Origin of the sequence: Prolixibacter denitrificans, assembly GCF_003014495.1 — a bacterium.
Taxonomy (GTDB): Bacteria; Bacteroidota; Bacteroidia; order Bacteroidales; family Prolixibacteraceae; genus Prolixibacter; species Prolixibacter denitrificans.
In genome coordinates this window covers 617,119-641,898 of the sequence record NZ_PYGC01000001.1, presented here as the reverse complement: position 1 = coordinate 641,898, position 24,780 = coordinate 617,119, and the positions used below count along the sequence as shown (strand labels likewise).

14 protein-coding genes are annotated in these 24,780 nt (G+C 45.1%); 8 read left to right on the top strand and 6 right to left on the bottom strand.

Annotated elements, in window-relative coordinates; genetic code table 11:
- Window positions 1–422: 422 nt before the first annotated feature.
- Window positions 423–10,913 carry a PKD domain-containing protein gene (locus CLV93_RS02790; RefSeq protein WP_146141931.1) on the top strand — a complete coding sequence of 3,497 codons (10,491 nt, stop codon included), beginning with the start codon at window positions 423–425 and terminating at the stop codon, window positions 10,911–10,913.
- A 17-nt stretch (window positions 10,914–10,930) separates the two neighbouring features.
- The gene (locus CLV93_RS02785; protein ID WP_170108848.1) at window positions 10,931–11,986 is read left to right on the top strand and encodes a PorP/SprF family type IX secretion system membrane protein; all 1,056 of its coding nucleotides are present in this window, start codon (window positions 10,931–10,933) and stop codon (window positions 11,984–11,986) included.
- Here CLV93_RS02785 and CLV93_RS02780 read toward each other — a convergent pair.
- The gene (locus CLV93_RS02780; RefSeq protein WP_106540628.1) at window positions 11,983–12,927 is read right to left on the bottom strand and encodes a pyridoxal-phosphate dependent enzyme; all 945 of its coding nucleotides are present in this window, start codon (window positions 12,925–12,927) and stop codon (window positions 11,983–11,985) included. The genes CLV93_RS02785 and CLV93_RS02780 overlap by 4 nt on opposite strands.
- 74 nt (window positions 12,928–13,001) lie before the next feature.
- Window positions 13,002–13,820 carry a carboxypeptidase-like regulatory domain-containing protein gene (locus tag CLV93_RS02775; protein ID WP_106540627.1) on the bottom strand — a complete coding sequence of 273 codons (819 nt, stop codon included), beginning with the start codon at window positions 13,818–13,820 and terminating at the stop codon, window positions 13,002–13,004.
- Between the two features lie 198 nt (window positions 13,821–14,018).
- Here CLV93_RS02775 and CLV93_RS02770 point away from each other — a divergent pair, with 198 nt between their 5' ends.
- Window positions 14,019–14,837 (top strand): 2,3,4,5-tetrahydropyridine-2,6-dicarboxylate N-succinyltransferase, encoded by an 819-nt coding sequence (locus CLV93_RS02770; protein ID WP_106540626.1) that lies wholly within the window; start codon window positions 14,019–14,021, stop codon window positions 14,835–14,837.
- Window positions 14,838–14,863: 26 nt separating this feature from the next.
- Complete coding sequence (locus tag CLV93_RS02765; protein ID WP_106540625.1) at window positions 14,864–15,439, top strand: L-threonylcarbamoyladenylate synthase; 576 nt, start codon at window positions 14,864–14,866, stop codon at window positions 15,437–15,439.
- Window positions 15,440–15,506: 67 nt separating this feature from the next.
- On the opposite strand, the gene CLV93_RS02760 is transcribed toward CLV93_RS02765, so the two are convergent.
- The 3 genes from CLV93_RS02760 to CLV93_RS02750 form a co-directional block, all read right to left on the bottom strand.
- Window positions 15,507–16,217, bottom strand: a complete 711-nt coding sequence (locus CLV93_RS02760) for a head GIN domain-containing protein (protein WP_106540624.1) — start codon at window positions 16,215–16,217, stop codon at window positions 15,507–15,509.
- A 72-nt stretch (window positions 16,218–16,289) separates the two neighbouring features.
- The gene (gene rimM / locus CLV93_RS02755; RefSeq protein ID WP_106540623.1) at window positions 16,290–16,832 is read right to left on the bottom strand and encodes a ribosome maturation factor RimM; all 543 of its coding nucleotides are present in this window, start codon (window positions 16,830–16,832) and stop codon (window positions 16,290–16,292) included.
- 116 nt (window positions 16,833–16,948) lie between these two features.
- Entirely contained in the window at window positions 16,949–17,530 is a 582-nt protein-coding gene (locus CLV93_RS02750) for a 30S ribosomal protein S16 (protein WP_106540622.1), read from the bottom strand.
- 233 nt (window positions 17,531–17,763) lie between these two features.
- Here CLV93_RS02750 and CLV93_RS02745 point away from each other — a divergent pair, with 233 nt between their 5' ends.
- From CLV93_RS02745 to CLV93_RS02730, 4 genes are all read left to right on the top strand, one after another.
- Window positions 17,764–18,453, top strand: coding sequence for a hypothetical protein (locus CLV93_RS02745; RefSeq protein WP_106540621.1), 690 nt, complete (start codon window positions 17,764–17,766; stop codon window positions 18,451–18,453).
- Between the two features lie 247 nt (window positions 18,454–18,700).
- Window positions 18,701–22,333: a DNA polymerase III subunit alpha gene (gene dnaE / locus CLV93_RS02740; RefSeq protein WP_106540620.1), complete on the top strand. Its 3,633-nt coding sequence runs from the start codon at window positions 18,701–18,703 to the stop codon at window positions 22,331–22,333.
- 54 nt (window positions 22,334–22,387) lie between these two features.
- The gene (gene trxA, locus CLV93_RS02735) at window positions 22,388–22,705 is read left to right on the top strand and encodes a thioredoxin (protein ID WP_025863097.1); all 318 of its coding nucleotides are present in this window, start codon (window positions 22,388–22,390) and stop codon (window positions 22,703–22,705) included.
- A 41-nt stretch (window positions 22,706–22,746) separates the two neighbouring features.
- Window positions 22,747–23,703, top strand: coding sequence for a DUF58 domain-containing protein (locus CLV93_RS02730; RefSeq protein ID WP_106540619.1), 957 nt, complete (start codon window positions 22,747–22,749; stop codon window positions 23,701–23,703).
- Here CLV93_RS02730 and CLV93_RS02725 read toward each other — a convergent pair.
- Window positions 23,695–24,780: an endonuclease/exonuclease/phosphatase family protein gene (locus CLV93_RS02725; protein ID WP_106540618.1), complete on the bottom strand. Its 1,086-nt coding sequence runs from the start codon at window positions 24,778–24,780 to the stop codon at window positions 23,695–23,697. The genes CLV93_RS02730 and CLV93_RS02725 overlap by 9 nt on opposite strands.

Sequence of the window (24,780 nt, the reverse complement as noted above, 5' to 3'; positions counted from 1 at the left end):
ACCAGGATAATGAGGATAGGAGCGAAATTCACTCCTACAAGTAATCTTCTGAATCTGACATTGAGAAAGAAGAAAAATGGAGCACGCGAAGTGATGTTGCTTTACCGGTCGCATGCCGCTGAAAGATACCGGGTGACCACTTTGTCCGGTAAGGTTTGCGGAAGGTAAAGCCATTATTTCATCAGGAAGCAGTAGGAGCAATTAGTTCAAAAGGAGTAATTAAAGTCGGGGCAAAATTAATGGGAGCGAGACAAATTAAATCTCACAAGGGCAAGTACACCTTTTTTTTACTGCTTATATCGTTGCTACTTTTCGGAAGAAACAGCGCAAACGCTCAGGTTTGTGATTTGGTATCAGGAAAGTTCGCAGGAATTCAAGTTGATGGGTTTTGTGCTCCTGTAAATGCCTATGAGGCAAAAGCAGTGTACAATGTATTAAAGCCCGCAAGCCAGATAAGTAATACACTGACAGTAAAATTTGACTATGGAGATGGGACAGTAAACACCGTCGCAGCAACAATTAACAGTGATCCTAGCAACCCCAAAAAGTCTATAATAACTGCGGTTGATTCCCATGTTTATCCATCGACACCTAATGGAAGCTGTGTATATACCACTACTACTGTATTGCTGGTTGATGGTGTCGAATGCAATAACACTTCAGCAACGCAACAGGTGACGGTTTGGGACAAGGATGATTCCAACGGGGGGAGTATCAATATTTATCCCTATGAAGTTCAGGTTTGTGTCGGCCAGGATACAACCATAACTTTTCAGGACCAGAGTATTTGGAATTGTACTAAACCTCCTGTTGATAAGCCTAATTACCAGGATCGAATCACTAAGTTTACCTATGGTACAGATAATAATCCTTCAAACCGTATTCCAGGCATTGAACTTATTAGACCAGATGGAGTGATTAAACATCCGGGGAACTACTCTGTTGAGGGCGACACCACACATTATGGTTATATCGCTGATGGTCCTTACGCTCCGAAAAATCAAAGCTGGCAGGTTCATGTGCCGGTAACTGATTCAACGGATGTTGGAAAGGTGTTTGAGATTCGCCTTGACAATTGGAACTTCTGTAATCCATATCCCGATAATGACCCGGTTTCAGGTTTTGCCCGAATTGTTATTATCGATAAGCCCTGGCCCAAAATTACGCCGGTTAGTCCGGTTTGTAGTGCCGATGCTCCATTCAATCTGGTTGTAACAGGCCGAAATGTGACAGGAGCTGGTACCTGGTCGGGACCGGGAGTCAGCAGTACCGGACTTTTTGATCCTTCTAAAGCCAATATCGGAACCAACCAAATTATTTACACCGAAGTAAATAATGGAGGTTGCGAGGGAGTTGATACTACTTATATCACAGTAAAACAATCACCCAATCTAAACTTCTCGTTGTCGGATACCGAAGGTTGTGAACCTTTAGTGGTTTACATGACCAATAATTCGACCAATACTGACAACTATGAGTGGGATTTCGGAGACGGTACGACCTACAATACAACGACCAACGAAACTGTTAGCAATATTTATACAGTCGGTAACGGCGACGAGACTTTTACCATCACGTTAAATGGTGTGAATAATAACGGATGTATCTCAACGCAAAGTAAGCAGGTTCTGGTTCACGATACACAAAAAATTGGAATTGCCGCATCGGATAGCGCGATCTGTGCTCCGCAGAAGATTAAATTCTGGGCCGTTGGCGGAGGAAGTGGGTCAGTGAATACACACGACAGATATTGGGATTTTGAGGAAGACGGAACTTACATCAAAAAAACGAATCCAATCGTTGAGTTTGATAATCAAACAGGTGAAAACGACACAGTAACTGTTAGTCTAATTACAGTATCCCAATATGGTTGTAGAGACACTGCTTATCTCGATATTATTGTTTATCCCAATCTCGGTGCACATAGCACGCTTGGCGATCCGATTGATCTGTGTCTGGGTTCAACCATCGAATTGAACGGTCACCCAAATTCAAAAATCAAAAACTTAAGTAGTTCTTGGACTAGTACGAATAATGGTCTCGATTACCTAACAGATAAGAAACCTTATAAAGATTCAATTGTGCATTTTTTGGGGAGCGATCCTAGTGGTTCCGTTCCGTTCAATGTGCGTTATATTGTTAGTACAAAGGTGTGTGCGGATACAGTTGATTTTAATCTAAATGTAGCCGACTTAAATGTTACACTCCCGGATACAGTGGTTGGATGTACTGGTGAGCCCTTAGAAATGGTGCCAACCATAACCGGGGGGTCAGGAAATTATGTGAGTCATTCGTGGACAGGAACCGATGCCAGCTACCTGGATAATCCCAATGTGCAAAATCCGAATTTTGTAGCAGGAACGCCGGGAATTTATCATCTCGATTATTCTGTTTCGGACGATGCCGGCTGTAGTGACAATGCATCAACGGTGGTAAAGATTTTAGAGATGCCCACATCCAATGCCGGAGCCGATCAGGATACCTGCGGATTGGTAGCAGATCTGCATGCAAATCAATCACCGATATATCCTGCTCATTGGGTGCAGTTATCTGGTCCCGGAACATCAACCTTTTCGAATACATCGGCTCCGGCAAGTGGAGTAACGGTTTCGTCATACGGAACTTATGAGTTTGGGTGGACAGTTGTCAATCAGACTTGTGAGGCAGTCGATACGGTTGTGGTCAATTTCATTCAGATTCCGACACCGAATGCAGGGCCTGATGATTCTGTGTGTGGATTACAATACAACCTTTCGGGAAGTGCGGCACTGGGTAATGGATTCTGGACCCAGGTTTCAGGTCCCGGAACCGCAACGTTCGAGTTTTCCGATCGAAATAATACACTGGTTGATGTCGATCAGCAGGGAAGTTATGTTTTCCGATGGACGGACGATAATGGAAACGGTTGTTCTTCTTCTGATGACGTAACCATCGATTTCGTAGCTTATCCCGATCCGTTTATTTCAGTTCCTGACACATCCGGTTGTTCACCTTATACTTTGCAAATGTCAGATGGAGGTACGGTTGGCGGTTCGACTTATATATGGGACTATGGAGATGGTAAGCGTGATACAGTATACACAGCTGATCCAGTTTCACATACCTACCATAACACCTCGTCGGGATTGATGAATTTTGTTATTACCCTGACTATTCAGAACGGTACTTGTGAAACTTCAACACAGCAGGAAATTACAGTGAAACCTGATTTCCTTGTTGGTTCGCCTGTCCACTTTGAAGGGTGTAACCCATCAACCTTCGGATTCGTAAATGCAAATCCGGGAGCAACCTGGTGGAATTGGGATTTCGGTGATGGCTCTGCCAACAGCAGTCAGCAAAGTCCGTCCCATACTTTTACCAGTCCTACCGGAAATGACACGACATTTGTGGTTCGGCTTACCGGAGAATCTTCATTTGGTTGTATCGATACCGTTGACAATACGGTAACCGTGTATCAGCGGGCAGTTGCAGCTTTCTCTGCTTCCGATACAGTGGGTTGTAACCCGCTGGCCGTTGATTTTACAAACCAGTCTCAACATGCCGATCAGTATCTGTGGACTTTTGACGATGGTATGAGTAGTTTGGACACGGATCCACCCCATACTTTTTCAAACGGAACAGATACTAATGCGTCTTTTAGAGTTCGGTTGATCGCAACGAACAGTAGTAGTTGTTCGGATACAGCTTTTCAGAACATTTTGGTACACCCGATTCCGGTGACCAGCTTTGATATGGATTACCTTCCGGGATGTAGTCCGGTTCCGGCAACCTTTACGAATAAAACTACCGGAGCCATCAAGTATTTATGGGATTTTGATGATGGGCAGTCGAGTTCAGATTTCAATACAACACATGATTTTATTAATGATTCCACCTACATCCGGTATTTCCGGGTACGATTAACTGCGACCAATACTTATGGTTGTATCAACAGTTTGATGAGGGAAGTAACGGTTTATCCAACTCAGCATTTCGATTTTAGCATAATGCCTGATACGGCATGTTCTCCGGCCAATGTAATTATGGTGGCCGATCCGGGAGCCTATACCTATACCTGGGACTTCGGTGATGGAAGGGTGAATCCAAGCAATAAATACCTGGCATCCCATACCTATACCAATTCAACAGGAACAGACGCAGTTTATACTGTTAAATTGAACAGCTCTTCCTTCTACGGTTGTAAGGACTCGACAACTCATCAGATGCTCGTGAAGCCGGAGGTGAAAGCGGATATCACATTGTCAGACAACTATGGATGCGATCCGTTAGTTGTTAATATTCAGAACAATTCACTGAATGGTGACTATTTCTATTGGGACTATGGTGATGGCAGAAAAGATACAACGGGTTATGCAGCCAACTACAGTGTCACGTATACGAATCCGAATTTAACTCCGGTAGTATATAACCTGAAACTTGTAGTTGAGTCAGCAGAAGGATGCCGTGATTCAGTGAGTTACCCGATTCAGGTATTGCCTGGCGTGACCGCAGGTTTTTCTGTCGATACCGTTGGTTGTTCTCCATTGGTCGCTGACTTCGTCAATACAGCAACAGGCGCATATACCATGCACTGGGACTTTGGAGATGGAACAGTTGATGACACCAATTTCAATCCACAGCATATATACAATGCAACGGGAAATGCAGAAAGTCAGTTTACCGTCATGCAGGTTGCCCGTTCATCGGGTGGTTGTCTCGATACTGCTTACGCTACCATGCATGTTTATCCGGTTGACAAAGTGTATTTTAATATTAGCGATACAACTGGCTGTACACCATTGAATACCACATTGCACAATACTTCTCCGGATGGTGTTTCGTATGAAGTAGACTACGGAGATGGAACGACAGAGACATTGACGACAGCCACCGATTTGACGCACCAATATCTCAACACGGGAACATCTCCTCAGACCTATAACCTGGTGGTGAAATCAACCAACTCATTTGGTTGCCAGGATTCTGTGGTGAAGAGTATTGTTGTGTATCCGAATGTTACTGCTTCGTTTACTGCGGATACAGCTGGGTGCGCTCCGTTTGTGGTGGACTTTACCAACACATCAACTGGTGCATTCTCGTATGAATGGGATTTCGGTGACGGAGGCTCAAAAGAATATGTGAAAGATCCCGTTAGGATATTTAATAACTATGGTCTTAGCGATACAATATACAATGTTTCGTTAGCAGCTACTTCGTTGTATGGTTGTTCGGACACGGCACATCAGGCATTTCTGGTAGCGCCTGCACCGGTTGCCGATTTGAATGCCCCAAATTATACGGGATGCTCTCCGTTTACCTTCGAAGGCACAAACGTTTCGACAGGAGCAACCACTTATTATTGGGATTTTGGTGATGGTGCAACGCAAACAACTAACAGTCTGGGTAATATAACTCATTTATATACGAACAATACAACGACACCAGTCACTTACAATTTGAAATTGAAGGCCGTTAATTCGCTGGGCTGTAGTGATTCTCTTACAGTATCGATTAGGGTACTTCCCAAAGTGACTGCAGATTTTGCACCGGATACAACCGGATGTTCCATTCTTGACGTACAGTTCCGAAACTTGTCAACAAATGCGCAGCAGTTCGAATGGGATTTCGGAGATGGTTCCGGGATAAACTACACAGCGGATCCATCGCATCGTTATGAAACCGCACCAGGTGTTGATGCTGACAATACGGTGAAATTAATCTCCAAATCCTATTATGGCTGTGTTGATTCAATTACCAGGAATGTACATGTATGGGGAAGTCCGCAGGCCAACTTCTCTATGTGGGTAACAAATGTTACCGCAGATACTACTACGGTGGAATTTACCAATTTGTCTAATGGAGCAGTAAGTTATGTTCTGGATTACGGGGATGGGAACACCGTTAGTCTTGGAAGCTGGGGAACTGAAACTCATAAGTTTGTTTCACCGACAGCCACAACAAGTTATAGTATAACCCTGACGGCCACATCTGCTTCTGGTTGTACAGATGCTGTCACCCAAGTACTCGCAACAGACAATCTGCCTCAAATTGTATTTGACCCAGATACGGTTGGTTGTAGTCCGGTCGTGGTTCAGTTTAGAAATAGTTCAACATTTGCAACTTCCTATACATGGAAGTTTGGAGACGGCACACCCGATGTGCATCTGACCAATCCGAAGCATACGTTTGAAAATAACGGAACAACCGACCAAACATATACTGTGTGGTTAATAGGAACTACGCCTTACGGAAAAACGGATTCGGTGTCACATACAGTTACTGTTTACGCAAATCCACAAGCCAGTTTCAATATACCGATTGTTTCGGGTTGTTCTCCATTCGATGCCATATTTGAGAATAATTCGACAGGCGCGACGACATACACCTGGGATTTTGGAGACAGTGCGAAGGATACGACATACGTTAGTCCAGCAACGTTGTCACATACTTACGTAAACGCAACACCATATCCACAAAGTTACCAGGTAACATTGACTGCTACCAGCGCAAATGGCTGTACGAGTACCGCGAATGACAATGTACTGGCAACGCCTGGAGTGCAAGCTGCTTTTACATCAGCGACAGATGGTTGTGCCCCGTTGAATGTTCAGTTTGAGAATAATTCTGTAGGAGCATATTATTATTTGTGGGATTTTGGTGATGGCAGTTCACCATCTTCACAGATGGATCCAAGTCATACCTTCTACAATCTGACTGACAGGGATACGGTTTACACTGTCAAGATGGTGGCCTACACCTCAGACGGTTGTAAAGATAGTCTTACGGAAAATATCACTGTTTACGGAACTCCGAATATCGATCTGACTTATTCGGCAACGAACGGATGTGCTCCTTTTAATGTCGAGATTACCGATAATTCAACTCCGGGAACCACTATGACTTATGATTGGGGAGACGGTACTCCAAAACAGGTAACGACTGCTCCTAAGAATATTACACATGAATATAAAAATACTAGCTTACAGACAATAAGTCGCCGGATGAAGGTGACAGCCACTTCGCCATACGGTTGCGAATCGACCAGTGAGCATGTGTTTGTCGTTTATCCACAAGTGACGGCCGGCTTTAATATGAATCCTACTGCCGGATGTTCACCGTTGCGCGTTCAGTTTACCAATACTGCTTTGGCTGAATCGTATCTCGATTGGGACTTTGGCGACGGGAGTAATGCTACTTCTGCCAATCCGCAGCATGTATTTGTGAATACCAGCAATCTGATCGATCAGGTTTTCAATGTAAGACAGATTGCTACGTCGGTGAATGGTTGCGCGGACACGTTGCAACAGGCTGTAACGGTTCATCCTGCTCCGGAAATTAAAGTAAGTGTGAGTGATACCGTGGGCTGTGCACCATTGACTGTGCGTGTAGATAACCTGTCATTGTCCGGTCAGGCATATACCGTGAAATATGGTGACGGAGTTACTGAGACTATTAATAGTGGAGGCTACGCCACTCATACCTATACCGCTTCGCATTCGGCTGAGCAGTTCTATAAAATGGTTATTCAGGGAGATAATCCTTTCGGATGTACTGATTCCATCGTTAAAAATATTCATCTCTACCCTACGGTTACAGCTGATTTCGTTAGTGATACGCAAGGATGTTCACCGCTTCCGGTTCGTTTCCAGAACACTTCTCAGGGAGCATTCAGCTACGAGTGGAAATTTGATGATGGGACTACTGATTTTACAGAGAATCCGGTCAGAGTGTTTGAAAACAATACGCCGAATGATTCGATCAATACAGTTCAATTAGTGGCTTATAATAATTATGGCTGTTCGGATACGACTTCGCAAACCATTACTGTATCACCGGCACCAATTGCGGATATCGCGGTCTCCTCAGCTGAAGGATGTGCTCCGTTTACTGTAAATGTGACTAATAATTCGTATTTGGGGTATACATTCCACTGGGTTTATGGTGACGGTACCGATGAATACACGGCGGCTGGACAGTCGGTATCGCATACCTATGAGAATACAGGTGTTACGCCGGTTTATTACGACCTGAAACTTGTAGTGGAAACACTGAATGGTTGCCGCGACTCGGTTATTCGAAAAATTACTGTTCTTCCGGAAGTGAAGACTGCAATGGTACTCGATACAATTGGATGTTCACCACTGTTTACAACGCTTCAGAACCTGACAACCGGTGCACAACAGTTCGTTTGGGATTATGGTGATGGCACACCAACTTCAACGGCATATAATCCATCACATACATTTGTGAATATGTCGACGACCAATGATACCATCTATACGGTAAAACTGGTGGCCAAATCATTCTACGGATGTGAGGATTCTACTTACCAGGATGTTACGGTTCTTGCTTCGCCGCACGCCGATTTCACTGTTGACAAGACGACAGGTTGCGGACCGTTGGATATTCAATTGGAAAACCAATCGGTTGGTGGCGTTACTTACACTGTTAAGTACGGTGATGGCACAGAGGAAAACATAGCAGAGGGCGCCATCGTAAATCATACCTATCACAATACAACCAGTCAGGCGGTAAGTTACTCTTTGCGGGTGCTTGTTGAAAGTGCCACCGGATGTGTGGACTCGATGACAACGCGCATCGAGGTGTTGCCCGAGCTCAACGCAGCTTTTAGCAGTGACTCGATTGGTTGTGCACCTTTGGGAATCCGGTTTAACAATGAGTCCAGTGGTGCTACTGCTTATCAATGGGATTTTGACGATGGTTCCGCAGTAGAAAACTTTACCAGCCCGTATCACCTGTTTGATAATTCGTCTTTTGCAGATACGATTTACAATGTAAAACTTCTGGCTTATTCACCATACGGATGTGTTGATTCGACCATGAAAGACATTACGGTGCATCCAACACCTAACGCTGATATTTCGGCGATTGATGTTGAAGGTTGTACGCCGTTTGATGCCATGTTCTCGAACCATACCACCGGAGCAGACAGTTACGCATGGGACTTTGGTGATGGAACAACCTCCACTACTTCAGATACATTGGTTAACCACACCTATGTGAATGCGAATCCGATGGTTCAGAGCTACCACATCTGGGTAAAAGCTTCCAATAACTTTGGTTGTTCGGATGATGCGTATGAAAGCGTTCAGGTAAATCCATTTGTGAAGGCAGCTTTCTCTGCCGATACTGTCGGTTGTTCGCCATTGACACTAGATTTTAAGAACTTGTCGGAAGGCGCTTACTCTTACGAATGGTACTTCGGAGATGGTTCGGGCGTATATCGTTCGACCAATCCGAGTCACACGTTTGTTAATAGTTCGCAGAAAGATACCATCTTCCATGTGATGCTGATTTCTATGTCGAGGTATGGCTGTTCTGATACCGCCAGGATGGATATCCGGGTATATCCGACACCAGTAGCAAGTTTTAGCGTCAATTCATTGGGAGGTTGCGCCCCTTATACGTTGGAAATAACCGATCAGTCAGTTGGTGCTGAAAATTACCTCTGGAAATTCGGTGATGGTACAACTTCGACAGATGATGAAGAAAACTTCACACACGACTATCTTAATAGCGGACAGACAACCGTATCGTATCCGTTGACACTTCAGGTGGAAAATGAGATTGGTTGTAAATCTTCATATACCGCCGACATAGAGGTACATCCAATGGTTGCAGCCGACTTTCAGCCGGACAAGAATGAAGGTTGTAGTCCGTTAACTGTTAGTTTCTCTAATTTGTCGACGGGTGGTGCAACGTATTACTGGGATTTCGCAGATGCTAGTTTTTCAAGTGAATTCCAGCCAAGGCATACTTTCGTGAATACGACATCGAAAGATTCCGTATTCATGGTGCAGTTGGTGGCAACTTCGGTGAATGGTTGTACAGATACCATTAGTAAATCGATACTTGTACACCCCACTCCGCAAACAGCTTTCTCTGTCGATCCGCAGGTGCAGACCTTCCCGGATAAAACCGTTCAAATAACAAACGAAACGCCGGGCGGCCCCTGGGATTATGTCTGGAACTTTGGGGATATGACCGAAGAAGTTGAAGGTGATGTAACATCTCACGATTTTGAAGAGCCAGGAAACTATGATATTACGCTTACCGCCAGCAGTGATTTCTGTTCGCAAAAAGTTGTTCAGCGCGTAACTGTTTTGGCTGGACCACCATCAGCAGTATTTGAACCTGATACAGCTGGTTGTCCGCCGTTAAGGGTGCAATTCAGAAACCAATCGGAAAATGGCTTCCGGTATGTCTGGGACTTCGGAGATGGAAACTACTCGACGCAAAAAACTCCCGATCATACATTCTTTGCTGAAGGTACTTATAATGTGCACCTTCAGGTATTTAATCAGGTTGGCGATGTTGCCGAATCAGAGAAGCAGATTGTTGTTTATCCTGCAGTAAGAGCCTATTTTAACTTGTATCCAAGCAGGGTGAAAATCCCGGGAGAGAAAGTAAGTTTTTCCAACTTCTCGGAGAATGCCGACAACTATTTATGGGATTTTGGTGATGGTGATACATCGACGGTGTACGAACCAGAGCATGAATATCAGAAAGAGGGAGTATTCCCGGTTACCTTGATTGCTACTTCTAAATTCGGTTGTGTCGACACATTTACGGTATCACAGGGAGTTGAGACTTATAGTGACGCAAAGGTTTCGGTACCCAATGCCTTTATGCCAAGCAAAGATGGTCCCAACGGAGGAAAATACACTCCGGGTGATCGATATAATCATGTGTTCTATCCTGTTGTTGCAAAGGGAGATATAGAACAGTACCAGATGCAGATTTTTAATCGCTGGGGTAACCTGATGTTCCTGTCTAATGATATCGATATTGGCTGGGATGGATACTACAACGGAGAGCTTGCTTCTCCCGGAGTTTACATCTGGCGTATAAAATGTACATTTAAAGATGGATCGCAAATAATTAAAGCGGGGGATGTTACGTTATTGCAGTAGTATATGGTATGCCAGGGATGATAAAACGCATTGTATTCATATTGCTACTGCAGGTGTTTCTGCTTGGAACAAAGTCTTATGCACAGGATCCGCACTTTTCCCAATTCTATGCAGCGCCTACTTTTATGAGTCCGTCACTGGCGGGCTCGACAGGTGGAGTGCGTTTAGTCAGCAATTATCGTAACCAATGGCCGGGTATCAAACAGGCATACCACTCGTATGCCGTTTCAGCCGACATGTATGTAAATAAGTACCGGAGTGGCTTTGGAGCTATTATGGTAACCGATCAGGCCGGTTCTGCTGATTATAATACGACCTACCTTGGCTTACAATATTCATATCGGATTCAGTTAGGAGAGAATCTACAGTTCATTCCGGGACTCCAATTCACGTTAGGACAGATGAGTTTGAACAGGAATAAACTGATTTTTCCTGATGGATTGGTAAATGGAGGACAGTCGAGTGGCGATGCTTATTTAGCTGCGACCAAGGCAAATTACCTCGACTTTAATACTTCACTTTTCCTTTATTCCAGAAAGTACTGGATAGGAACAACGGTGGAGCATATGATGCAACCCAGCTATTCCTTCCTGGATGATCAAGCCAGGACGCCGATGAAGATGGTGGTATTTGGAGGGATGAATGTCTGGAGGGAGCGAGTCAGCCGTATTGAAGAACCCAGGCGGGCGGCATTTTGCTATCGCTACGAGCGTCAGCACAACTTTAATCAGCTTGATTTTGGTGCTTATTGGTATAGTCGTTCATTGGAGTTCGGTGCCTGGTGGCGGGGAATTCCGGTTTTTAAGAATGAAAATCTGGGAACACACTATCTCGATAACGATGCCATTGTGTTAAGTGCAGCACTGGTGACCGGCTCATTCCGATTTGGCTATAGCTACGACATCCAAACATCCGATTTAGCGGGTTTTGGTGGTGGAGCCCATGAAATCTCCATCATCATCGAGTTTGGCGATATTTTCGGCTGTGGAGCCAAATACCTCGATTGCTTTACCAAACGTGCCGGTCTGCATTTCAACAAGGAGCAACCCCGTAACCTGAAGATTTATTATTAGAAAGGGAGTTTACTTAGATCGACATTTCCTCCCGAAAGGATGATACCAATCTTTTGTCCGTTTGGCTGAATTTTCTTTTCCAGCAATGCGGCCACCGGAACGGCAGAAGAGGGTTCGATAATAATCTTCATCCGTTCCCAAATCATGCGCATGGCTTCCACGATGGCTTCTTCCGAGACCGTGACAATGTCGTCGACGGATTGCTGAATAATAGCGAAATTCATCTCGCCCAGTGACGTCAGAAGTCCATCAGCAATGGTGTTCGGATTGGTCGAGGGAATGATGTGTCCCGCACGAAATGAGCGGTAAGCATCGTCGGCACCGGCCGGCTCAGCTGCAACAACACGGCAACCGGGCAATAAAGCTTTCGCGGAAAGTGCAGTTCCGGATAACAATCCGCCACCACCCACCGGCGTCATAATGATATCCAACTCCTCTACATCTTCAATTAACTCTTTGGCAGCTGTTCCCTGTCCTGAAATCACCCGGAAGTTATTGTACGGATGAATTTCAGTAATGCGATGTTCGTCAATGAGCTTCTGGAGTGTTGTTTCCCGTGCTTCAAGGGTGGGAGCGCAGTAAGTAATTTCCGCTCCGTAACCCGCCACCGCTTTTTTCTTGATGTCGGGAGCAGTGACCGGCATAACAATCCGCGCTTTGATTCCGCGCAGGCGGGAAGCCAAAGCTACCGCTGCCGCGTGGTTCCCTGATGAATGCGTTCCAACGCCCTTTGATGCTTCTTCTTCCGTAAGGGAAAAAACAGCATTGCAGGCACCGCGAAATTTGAAGGCACCTACTTTCTGGAAGTTTTCACATTTGAAAAACAGTTCTGCGCCCAGCAAGCGATTAACACTCTCGCTAGTGAGAACTGGCGTGCGGTGAATGTATGGCTGAATGCGCTCGTGCGCTTCTTTTATGTCCTCAAAAGTTGGAAGAATCATAGCTGAACGGATTTTACAATAAAAATAGGAATCCATTCCGGTTCTCAAAACGACTTTACCGCTACTCTTTCAAATTAATTGCTAATGGAATCGTTGGACATTTTTTCGGCCTTGAATTGCTTGAATAATTCCCGGACACGTTGGTCCACTTCCAGGCTGGTGGCACTGTAATACAAGTTCATGTTAACATTGCAGTAAACCATGAAATCGTCAAGCGTATCGCCCTCGAGACCTGTAATGTTGTGCACGATGTCGCGGTTGTAAACCAGCTTGAATTTATCCCACTGCTGCTCGGTAATAATGGCCGCCATGGCTTTTCGCTTATTCTTTTCACGTTTATTCAGCTTGTAGTGAAGGAAGGATAATGGCGAAAAAATCGCGGAAGTCCAATGGGGTTTCTTGTTAAAATCATCGCTACGCAACTCTATTGGCACTTTCGATTTGTTTCCCTGGGGAACACCGTACAAGTCCAGCTTCTGGTTTTTACCGGTTACTTCCACTTCGCCGACCAGGTACCTGATGGGATTCATTTTATAAACGACCAACTGTTTGTTTTTCTTGAGATAATCGGCCACGATGATTTTCATGGTTTTAAAACCCATGGCGTTCACCGTAAGGGTATCGGACGGATCGGCCTGAAGGGAGAAAATACCGTTCTTATCGGAAATCGTTCCTCCATGTACGCGCTGATTGATAATATGGGCATAAGGAACAATGTCTCCAGATTCAGAATCAACCAGTTTTCCGGACACCTGTTTCATGTCTTCCGGAAAGTAGACTTGTGCTTTGGCTTGTGATACCGAAATGAGTAATAATGCAAAGAACAAAACAAGTCGTTGCAACGTTCGGATGTATGGATTTTCAGTATGATATATAAATCTTGCCTTGTGCATAATTGCTTCCTGATAGCTTCCCAATCCTGCTTTTTACTGCAATGGGAACATGTTATTTCAAATTGGACATTAACCAATAGATGCAGGCAAGATACAAAACGTTGGTTACGATTTGAAAGTTGCTGAAATCAAATCGGCCGGGAGGTTGGTTTTTTTACGGAACCGGAATATGTATTTTTGTGATTTAAAACGAATATTATGTGGGATAAATACATCGAAACGATTGAAGCAGCGTGGGAAGATCGCTCTTTGCTGCAGAAAGAAGATACGCAAAGCTGCATCCGTGAGGTAATTGAGATGCTCGATAAGGGCAAGGTGCGGGTTGCCGAGAAAAATGGTGACGAGTGGGTTGTCAACCAGTGGGTGAAAAAAGCGGTGATTCTCTATTTCCCGATTCAGGGGATGGAAACCATCGAAGTGGGCTCGCTGGAGTTTCACGATAAAATTGCCACCAAGAAAAATTACAAGGAACTCGGCGTTCGCGTGGTTCCTCATGCGGTAGCCCGTTATGGTTCATTCCTGTCGAAGGGAGCGATTCTGATGCCGTCCTACGTGAATATTGGCGCGTGGGTAGGCGAGAACACGATGGTGGATACCTGGGCTACGGTAGGTAGTTGCGCGCAGATTGGTTCGAATGTCCATCTTTCCGGAGGTGTAGGCATCGGCGGCGTGTTGGAGCCGGTAGGTGCTACTCCTGTTATCATCGAGGACAATTGCTTCGTTGGTTCGCGTTGTATTGTAGTGGAAGGCGTTCATGTGGGAGAAGGAGCTGTGCTTGGAGCCAATGTAGTGCTCACCAAATCGACTAAAATATACGACGTAACCGGTGACGAGGAAGTGGAATACAAAGGACATATTCCGGCCAATTCAGTGGTTATTCCGGGTACCCGGATGAAAAAATTCCCTGCCGGGGAATATGGCGTTCCCTGTGCGTTGATCATTGGAAAGCGCAAGCCTTCTACTGATTTAAAAACTTCGCTCAACGATGCACTTCGTGAGTACGGTGTATCGGTTTAATGTAGAATATTGAATTAAACATTTTCATGGAATCTGATTTTCGGGAAGATATCCGACAGGCCTTGGAGGTATTGAAGAAAGGTGGTATTATTCTTTACCCCACCGATACTATTTGGGGCATTGGTTGCGACGCGACAAACGCTGACTCGGTTGCCCGGGTTAGTGAATTAAAAAAACGGGAAAGCTCCAGAAGCATGTTGGTGCTGATGGAAAATCCCAATCTGCTAAATTCATACATTGAGGAAGTGCCGGAAGTTGCCTGGGATTTGATTGACGTCGCGGACAAGCCGTTGACGATTGTGTATCCGGGAGCCAAAAATCTGGCGACGAATCTGATTGCCGAAGATGGAAGCATTGGCATCCGAATAACAGAGGAGCCATTTACACAGCAACTGATTCAGCGCTTCCACAAGCCGCTTGTCTCAACCTCGGCAAATATCAGTGGCGAGCCGTCGCCGGCATTCTTTGATGAAGTGAGTCCGGAAATTGTTGAAGGCGTTGATTACGTTGTACAATACCGGCAGGAAGAACGAATGCCAACTTCTCCATCCAGTGTTATTCGCCTGGGAGTTAGTGGTGAAGTTCAGATACTGCGGAAATAAAAATATTGAGCACAAAAAAAGAGCGGAAAGATTTCTTCCCGCTCTTTTTTTATATCCTTTTCGCTGATTAACGTCCTTTCTTGAATCCACCGGAACCGCTGACATTTGAATCAATCTGCGGATTTCCATCGTAACGGACAGTTCCGGAACCAATCACTCTCACCTTGAGTTGGTCAACGGCATAAACGTCGCAATCGCCCGAGCCGGAAATTTTCACATCCACATTCTTTGCCTTCAGTTCGGACGCTTTGATATCGCCCGATCCGGAGATAGCTGCTTCGAATGAATCAGATGTATCGCTGCCTTCCAGGTAAATGTCTCCTGAACCGGAAACGGCGGCAGATACTTTTTCAGCGCTTAAATCAGTTAGCTTGATGTCGCCGCTTCCACTTACTGCCAAATCGAGTATTCGTGAAGTAATTTCATCATCCGATAGAATTGAACCAGAACCGGAAACCGAGAGTGCATCGATTTGGGGAATCGTAATGTAAATATCTATTTTACCGGGATTCCAGCTTTTGAACCACGAGTCAGTGGTACTGAATCGAATCACCAGTTTGCGATCTTTTACTTCGGTAATGAGTTTATTGATGGTGGAAGCCTTGGCTTTTATTTCCACCGACTGGTTATCACCCTGCATGAGATGAACATCGCCGCTCACTCTTAGGGAAATTTCTGTAAATGGCGGGAGTGTGCGTTTATCAGTTTCCTGGGCTTTGGCGCTTATGTTCCAGGCGAAAGCCAGAACAACCATAAGCGAAAAAATCTTTGCTGTCATTGGATCTTTCTTTTTTGGTTATATAAGTATTGACGCGTAAGTTGGCCTAAAGTTGCACTTCTTTCGAAAAAATTATTCCAGGTAAAGCTCAATCAAACCTTCCGGGCAAATCAATTTGAGCTGACGGTTGGCTTCATCCATTTCGGTCAGCACATCATCAGAGAGCGGAATTAATACTTCGTTTTCACGGAAAATAACCGTAATAACCAGGTTTCCGGAATAATCGTCGACGTGTACAACTTTTCCCAACAAGCCATGCTTCTGATCGATTACTTCGTAACCCATCAGCATCGAAGGGGAGGCTTCCTCTTCGGGTTCAATAATTTCATCGGTAAATACAAAAACAGCACATCCGGTAAATTCACGTGCCTGTTCCTGCGAAGTAATTTCGTCGAAATGGATGATGGCGCTGTCGTTACCTCGATAGCGAAAGCCGTCTTCACTGATAAAGAAAGGAACCAATCCTCCATCGATTTCCAGGAAAAGATATTTCGCTTCTTCCAGTGTCAGGTCGAATTGTTCTTCGAAATGCATAGTAAAGCTACCATCCAATCCGTGTGTTTTCTGCAAATAACCAATGGATGTGCAATCTTCTTTAACGATAGCTCTCATCATTTATTAAAAGTCGTTAGATGTTCGGATAAGTTACATAAAAAAAGCGACGGCCTAAAAGACCATCGCTTTGTATTTCTTTTTCCCAACGTCGAAGTCGGAGCAAAGAAATGAAAACCTTATTCTTCGGTTTTCTCTTCGGCGCTGTCATCAGCAGCAGGCTCTTCCGGAGCAGCTTCTGCTTCTTCCGATGCTTCCTCTGCAGCTTCTTCAGCGTTGGCGGCTTCAGCTTCGGCAGCCATTTCTGCGTTGCGCTTGGCAATCTCTGCAGCGCGGGCTTCGCTAACTTTAGCTTCGGCTTCCAGCCTTGTTTTGTATGCTTCGTCAGATTCAGCAGCTAACCGATCAACTTTAGCCTGGATTTTGGCTTCTTTTTCCTTCATCCATGCTTCAAAACGTTTTTCAGCTTCTGCTTCGTCGAAAGCACCCTTTTTCACACCATCCAACAGGTGTTTCTTCATCAGCACACCGCGGTACGAAAGAATCGCACGAGCAGTATCGGTTGGTTGGGCGCCTTTTTGTAGCCAGTCAAGAGCTTTGTCAAAATCAAGCTCTACTGTAGCAGGATTTGTGTTCGGATTGTAAGAACCAATCCTTTCGATGTATCGACCATCCCGTGGCGCCCTGCTATTTGCTACCACAATGTGGTAGTAAGCATGTCTCTTACGACCATGCCTTGCTAAACGAATCTTTACTGGCATAAGAAATTACAATTAGTATTTGAAAATTTTAAATGCTCGGCAAAGTTACAACAATATTTTAATTCTGAAATACCCGTTCTGTGGTTTTCAAATGATTAGGAGAGAACAAATATCAATCGAGGTTCGACGACTGTTTTGAGAGAATTTCTGATAAAAAACGTAATTTTATTGCAACGTTTTCTCCCGAACATCATCTTATTCAATAGTACAATAGTAAAATCAAATACATATTTATGAAAAGATTGCATGTGTTATTAAGTGTTGGATTGATACTGATGGGATTAGCATCGTGTAATAAAAAGTCCAAGCCGGATTATACAACTACAGTAGATGTATTCTCACAGACAAAAGTATACAATAACGATACCGTCCACGGGATTGTCTATTCTGCGATAACCCTGGCATCGGCAGCCAGTGTTGAGGTACAGACACCCGATGGGCAGACGGTTCCGCTTGACAGTTATGATGGCAGTGGTTATTCTTACTACCTGCAAACTCCTGATTCGGAAATGACTTCAACCGTTCCGGTCCCGGGAACTTACACTTTTTCGGTTAATTTCAGCGATGGGATGACGGCCACGGAAACCAATGATTTGACAAGTGAGTTCCTCTATCCTCCGCATATTACCGCAGCCGAATACCAGGCAGACGCAAGCAGTGTGCATCTGAAGTGGGATAAAGTGGCCAATGCCGATGGTTACCAGGTGAAGGTTTTTAGCGGTGATACGCAGGTGTATAATATTGCACCTTTTGCCGGAGGAACAGGAAAGGATACCGTTGAGTTAAGTATCCCGACGTCTTATGTATCGAACTATGTACCAGGTACACTGAAGTTCGAAGTCATTGCCCTGAAATTTGAAACATCGGCCTATACGAGTATTCAAACCATTTCGACCACCGACAGGGAAATTACGATTAACTAATAATTGTTTAACAGGATATATGAAGGGAGGCCGGTGGGTTCTCCCTTTTTTTATGCGTTGCTTTTTCCAAAGTAGAATTGTTGATATAATTTTGCGGCCCGGTTAAACCATGTTTTTGACAAGGTGTTGAAAAGTAAAATTCATCGGCGGGTAGCAATTTTCTATCTTTAGTCGTGAAAAAACAAGAAGCCGGAAACCTCTTCCGGAAGGAGAACGTATTGAGCAGAGGAATAATAAAAATTACCGTATGATCCCATTTACCCATTTGCACGTCCACAGTCAGTATTCCATATTGGATGGAGCTGCGAGTGTTCCCGATTTAGTTACAAAAGCAAAGAACGATGGTATGAAGGCAGTCGCGCTGACTGACCATGGTTCGATGTTCGGAATGAAAGAATTTCATGCCACGTGTAAAGCAAATGGGATGAAGCCGATTTTAGGTTGTGAGACCTATGTAGCAGCCCGAAGCCTGGATGACAAATCGGATAAGGTGGACCGCTCGGGAAACCACCTGATCTTGTTAGCCAAGAATGAGAAAGGCTACCGAAACCTGCTGAAGCTGGTATCGATAGCTAATACACGGGGAATGTACTATAAGCCACGTATCGACAAGACGATGCTGGAAAAGTACCACGAAGGGATTATTGTTTCTTCGGCTTGTTTGGGTGGAGAGATACCACAGCTGGTTATGCGTGGTGATATTCCCGGAGCCGAAAAAGCCATCGAGTGGTACAAAAGTGTATTCGGCGATGACTATTACCTGGAGCTTCAGCGGCATCGTACCGACGATCCAAGGATGAAAATGGATGTGTACGACAAGCAGGTAATGGTGAATGAAGTGCTGGTGGGGTTGGCGAAAAAGTACAATGTAAAAATCATCGCTGCCAATGATGTGCACTTTACGAACGAGGAAGATGCCGAAGCACACGACTTGTTGATTTGCCTGAATACCGGAAAAGACATTGATGATCCGAACCGGATGCGTTACACCCGACAAGAGTGGTTTAAGACCACTGCTGAGATGAACGAATTGTTTTCCGATGTTCCGGAAGCCTTAGCTAACACGCAGGAAATTGTCGATAAGGTTGAATTTTTCGAGCTTGACTCCAGTCCGATTATGCCGGAATTCCCCATACCTGAATCATTCGGTACGCTCGAAGAGTTCAGGAACAAGTTCAGTGAAGATGAACTGAAAGAAGAATTTGGCGAAGCGTATGACCGGATGGGAGGCTACGACAAAGTAATACGAGTGAAGTTCGAAGCCGATTATCTCAAGCACCTCGTTTACAAAGGAGCCGAATGGCGTTATGGCGAAGCGTTCTCCGGCGATAATAAGGAACGTATCGACTTCGAGCTGGAGACCATTAAAACCATGGGTTTCCCCGGATACTTCCTGATTGTTCAGGACTTCATCAACGCTGCCCGCGAAATGGGCGTGATTGTTGGCCCGGGACGTGGTTCGGCAGCGGGTTCTGCCGTTGCTTACTGCACCGGAATTACCAATGTCGACCCGATTAAGTACGATTTGCTGTTCGAGCGTTTCCTGAATCCTGACCGTGTATCGATGCCCGATATCGATATCGACTTCGATGATGACGGACGTCAGCTCGTTTTGGATTGGGTAACAGATAAATATGGTCACGATAAGGTGGCGCACATCTGTACATTCGGAACCATGGCTGCCAAGCTGGCCTTGCGGGATGTGGCCCGAGTGTTGAAGTTACCGTTGCCCGAAGCCGATCGGTTAGCGAAGATGGTGCCTGAAGCGCCGAAAATGACATTGCAGAAGGCCTACAAGGAAAATCCGCAGCTGGAGATGGAAAAGCAATCAGAAAACTTGTTGGTTGCCAAAACACTCCGGTTGGCTGAAACGCTGGAAGGTTCGGTCCGGCAAACGGGGGTACACGCCTGTGGTGTCCTTATCGGGAAAAATCCGTTGGATGAACACCTTCCGGTAATGCCCACCAAGGAAGAGGAGTTGCTGACCACCCAGTATGACGGACGGTTCGTGGAAGATATCGGTTTGCTGAAGATGGACTTCCTCGGGCTGAAAACATTGTCGATTATAAAAGAGTGTCTCGACAACATCAAGCTTTCGCGAGGAATTGATATCGATATCGACGCGCTGCCGCCGGATGACCAGGAAACTTTTGAATTGTTCGGTCGGGGTGATACAACAGCTATCTTCCAGTTCGAGTCGCCGGGAATGAAAAAATGGTTGCGCAAACTGAAGCCCAACCGGTTTGAAGACCTGGTGGCAATGAATGCCCTGTACCGTCCGGGACCAATGGAATACATTCCCAATTTCGTTAACCGGAAACACGGTTATGAAGAAATTGTATACGATCATCCGATGATGGAACCCTTCCTGAACGACACGTACGGAATTACGGTCTTCCAGGAGCAGGTGATGTTGCAATCGCGAGCGTTGGGACAGTTTACCCGGGGAGAATCCGATACCTTGCGGAAAGCCATGGGTAAGAAGAAGTTCGACCTGATGGCGAAACTGAAGGTGAAGTTCCATGATGGCTGTTTGAGCAACGAAAAGTTTGTTGAGGGATGCAAAGAAGTAGGGCAGAAGCCGGAAAAGTTGATTGATAAAATCTGGAAGGACTGGGAAGCTTTTGCGTCTTACGCTTTTAATAAATCGCACTCGGTTTGCTACGCTTATATTGCTTACCAAACGGGTTATCTCAAAGCACATTACCCGGCTGAGTTTATGGCCGCAGTGTTGAGTCGGAACCTTTCCAATTCCGACAAGATTTCCATTTTCATGGACGAGTCGAACCACATGGGGCTGCCGGTTCTCGGACCCGATGTGAACGAGTCACGGGCCAAATTCTTCGTGAATAAGAAAGGTGACCTGCGTTTCGGAATGGCTGCTATAAAAGGCGTAGGAAATGCTGCCGTGGATGAAATTATCCGCGAACGCGAAGAAAACGGAGAGTTCAAAGATCTTTTCGATTTCGTGGAACGTGTTAACTTGCAAACGGTCAATAAGAAGAACATTGAGTCGTTGGCGATGGCCGGTGCTTTTGATAGTTTCGGTGACATGAAGCGGGCCCAGTTTTTTGCCGAAAACAACGAGGGCGTTTCATTTATCGAGTCGCTTGTTCGCTATGGTGGGCGCATGCAAAGTGAAAAACAGAACGCGATGGCTTCGTTATTCGGCGGCGCAAACGCTGTTGAGGTCAAAAAGCCGGACATTCCGAATGTTCCTGAATGGCCGCGGATTGTTTTGCTTGACAAGGAGAAAAACTTAATCGGAATTTATCTCTCGGCCCATCCGCTCGACGATTATAAACTGGAGATCGAAAGTTTCTGTACGAAAGGTGTCAACCTGGCCCAGTTAAAAGAGAACATCGACGCTTTCCGCAACCGCGATATAACGTTTGCCGGAATGGTGACCGAAGCGCATGAAGGTATTTCGAAAAACGGAAAGCCGTTCTCAACACTAACGCTGACGGATTACAGCGAGTCGCATAAGATATATTTCTTCGGCAACGATTACGTCAATTTCGGGAAATACTGCCGGCAGGGATTGTTCCTGTTGGTGAAAGGGAAGGTTCAGCCAAGGTGGCGCGATAGCAACGACTGGGAATTCAAGGTAAATAAAATTGATTTGCTGAGTGAATTGCGTGGTCAGGTAAAAAGTGTCATGCTCGAAATTCCCGTCGAAACGGTAACCAATGAATTCCTTAAGGATTTGGGTGAGCGTTTGAATGGAAATAACGGCAGCACTCTGTTGAAGTTTGCCGTTTTTGATGCCAAGAACAATCTTCGGGTTCAGATGTTTTCCCGGAACAAACGCATCGAACTGACTGATGAGTTGGTGGAGTATTTTCAAAATAATCCGGATATTGCGTTTACAATTAATTAATTTGTAACTTTGGGCTTTCCAAAGAAAATTCTAATAACTATAAAAAATATTGACATGGCAATTGAAGTTACTGATGCTAATTTCGAGGAGATTGTATTGCAATCAGACAAACCTGTATTAGTCGATTTCTGGGCTGAATGGTGTGGCCCGTGCCGTATGGTTGGTCCACTGGTGGAAGAGCTGGCCCATGATTATGAAGGGAAAGTGGTAGTTACCAAAATGGATGTGGATAGCAATCCTGGAACGGCGGCTAAATTTGGCATTCGCAATATTCCTACCATCCTTTTCTTTAAAGGTGGTGATGTTGCAGACAAACAGGTTGGAGCAGTACCGAAAACGATTCTTTCTTCGAAATTAGATGCTCTCTTGTAAGAAAATATTGAGTATACTTACAAGGCATAAGATTTTCTCTTATGCCTTTTTTTATTGCACTTCCGTTGAAAAATCTGTTCGACATAGAAGCCTTTCAGCAGTTCGATAATCTGGAACTGATTGCCCGCGAAGTTGTGGAGGGATTCATTACCGGTTTGCACCGGAGTCCGTTTCATGGTTTCTCGGTAGAGTTTGCCGAGCACCGGTTATACAATACGGGCGAATCGACCAAACACATCGATTGGAAGTTATATGCGCGGACGGAGCGTTTATTCGTTAAGCAATACGAAGAAGAGACGAACCTGCGTTGCCAGTTGGTGGTCGATACCAGTTCGTCGATGTTGTTTCCCTACCGGAGAAGAGGAAGAGAAGTACTGAAAAGCAAGTTGGCTTTTTCGGTGTACAGTGCGGCGGCCCTGACTTACCTCATGCGAAGACAGCGCGACGCAGTGGGCTTGTCGATGTTCGACGAAGATTTGCACTTTCACAGCGAAGCCCGTTTATCATCCGTCCATTCCGATATGATTTACGGTAAGCTGGCGGAGTTAATCCATACCGGTTCCCCGGAAATAAATCGTGGAACACAGGCGGCCGATGTGTTGCACCGGTTGGCTGAGAGCATGCCCAAACGTTCGCTGGTCGTTATTTTCAGTGATATGATTTCGGGTTCTGCACCCGATGAGCTTTTTCAGGCGTTGCAGCATTTGCGCTACAACAAGCACGAGGTCATTCTTTTTCATGTGACCGATCACCAGCTGGAGAAAGAGTTGGGGTATAGCAATCGTCCTCATCGCTTTATTGACATTGAAACGGGTGAGCGTATTCACATGAATCCGGCTGAGTACCGGAAAATGTACCAGGAAGAGCAGGAGAAAACTTTCACCGAGCTAAAACTAAGGTGCGGACAATTTAATATCGATTTAGTTGAGGCGGATATTCGCGAAGACTTTCACGATGTTTTGTGGTCGTACCTGGTCAAGCGAAAAAAGCTATTCTGATTCAGAATTATTATCCCGGATCGTCAAAGTGGTAGTTACGGGATAGTGATCGGAATATCCGACTTTTATGCGTTTAAAGTTATGCGCTTCAAACAGGCTGCTGTGAAGAATGTAATCAATCCGGAACGAAGGTAGTTGACCGTTATATGAATTCCCGGTTCCAAATCCCGACTCGACAAAAGCATCTTTTAAGTCGCCTCTCACTTTTCGGTAAGCGTAAGACACAGGCGTATCGTTAAAATCCCCGCAAACAATAACCGGGTAAGGAGATTTTGCAATGTGAGCTGATAAAATCCGTGCCTGGTTAGCCCGGATAACAAATGCTCTCTTTAGTTTTGCTAACACCAGCCGTGTTTCTTGCAGTTTTGGATCGTTCCCCGTGGTCAACGAATCTACGACTCCATATTCATTCGGAAGAATACGGTTGGATTGCAAGTGGCAATTATACACTCGTACCGTGTCATTTCCCGGTAGGACAATATCCGAGAAAAGCACCATATTATACGATTTCTTGAAACGGATTTCTCCCAGGTTGGCAATCGGGTAGCGTGAAAAGGTCAGCGGTCCGGCATACGTGGTGGTATGCGCCAACTGGTAATAATGAATGGACGGAATAAGATCGCGGATAGAGGAAGGACTTAATTTCCCTTTTTTCAGCAGGCGGGTTTCCTGTAAACAAATAATATCCGGTGCTTCTTTTTTTAAAAACTCCAGCAATTCAGGTGAGTTACTCTTCTTTTTATTCAGGTCGTAAGTGAAGTGATGAACATTGTAGCTGAGTATCTTATAACCGTTCCCTTTAAAATCCTTTGTAGGAAGAAGCTGGTAATAATCGTTGAAATGGTTGATTCCGAGAATGAAGACAAGAAGGGAAAGCCAGATGCGGCGTGGTTTGAACCAAAGCCAGAAAAAAATGAAAATGATGTTGGCAAGGAGCAGGTACGGATAAGCCATTCCCAGGAAAGCTGGATACCAGAATCTGTCAGGTGGTATATGCACCGATAGATAAGATATGCCTAATGCCAGGGCAAAAAAGATGTTGACAAAGAATGCTATTTTGAGGATAAAGCTCTTCAA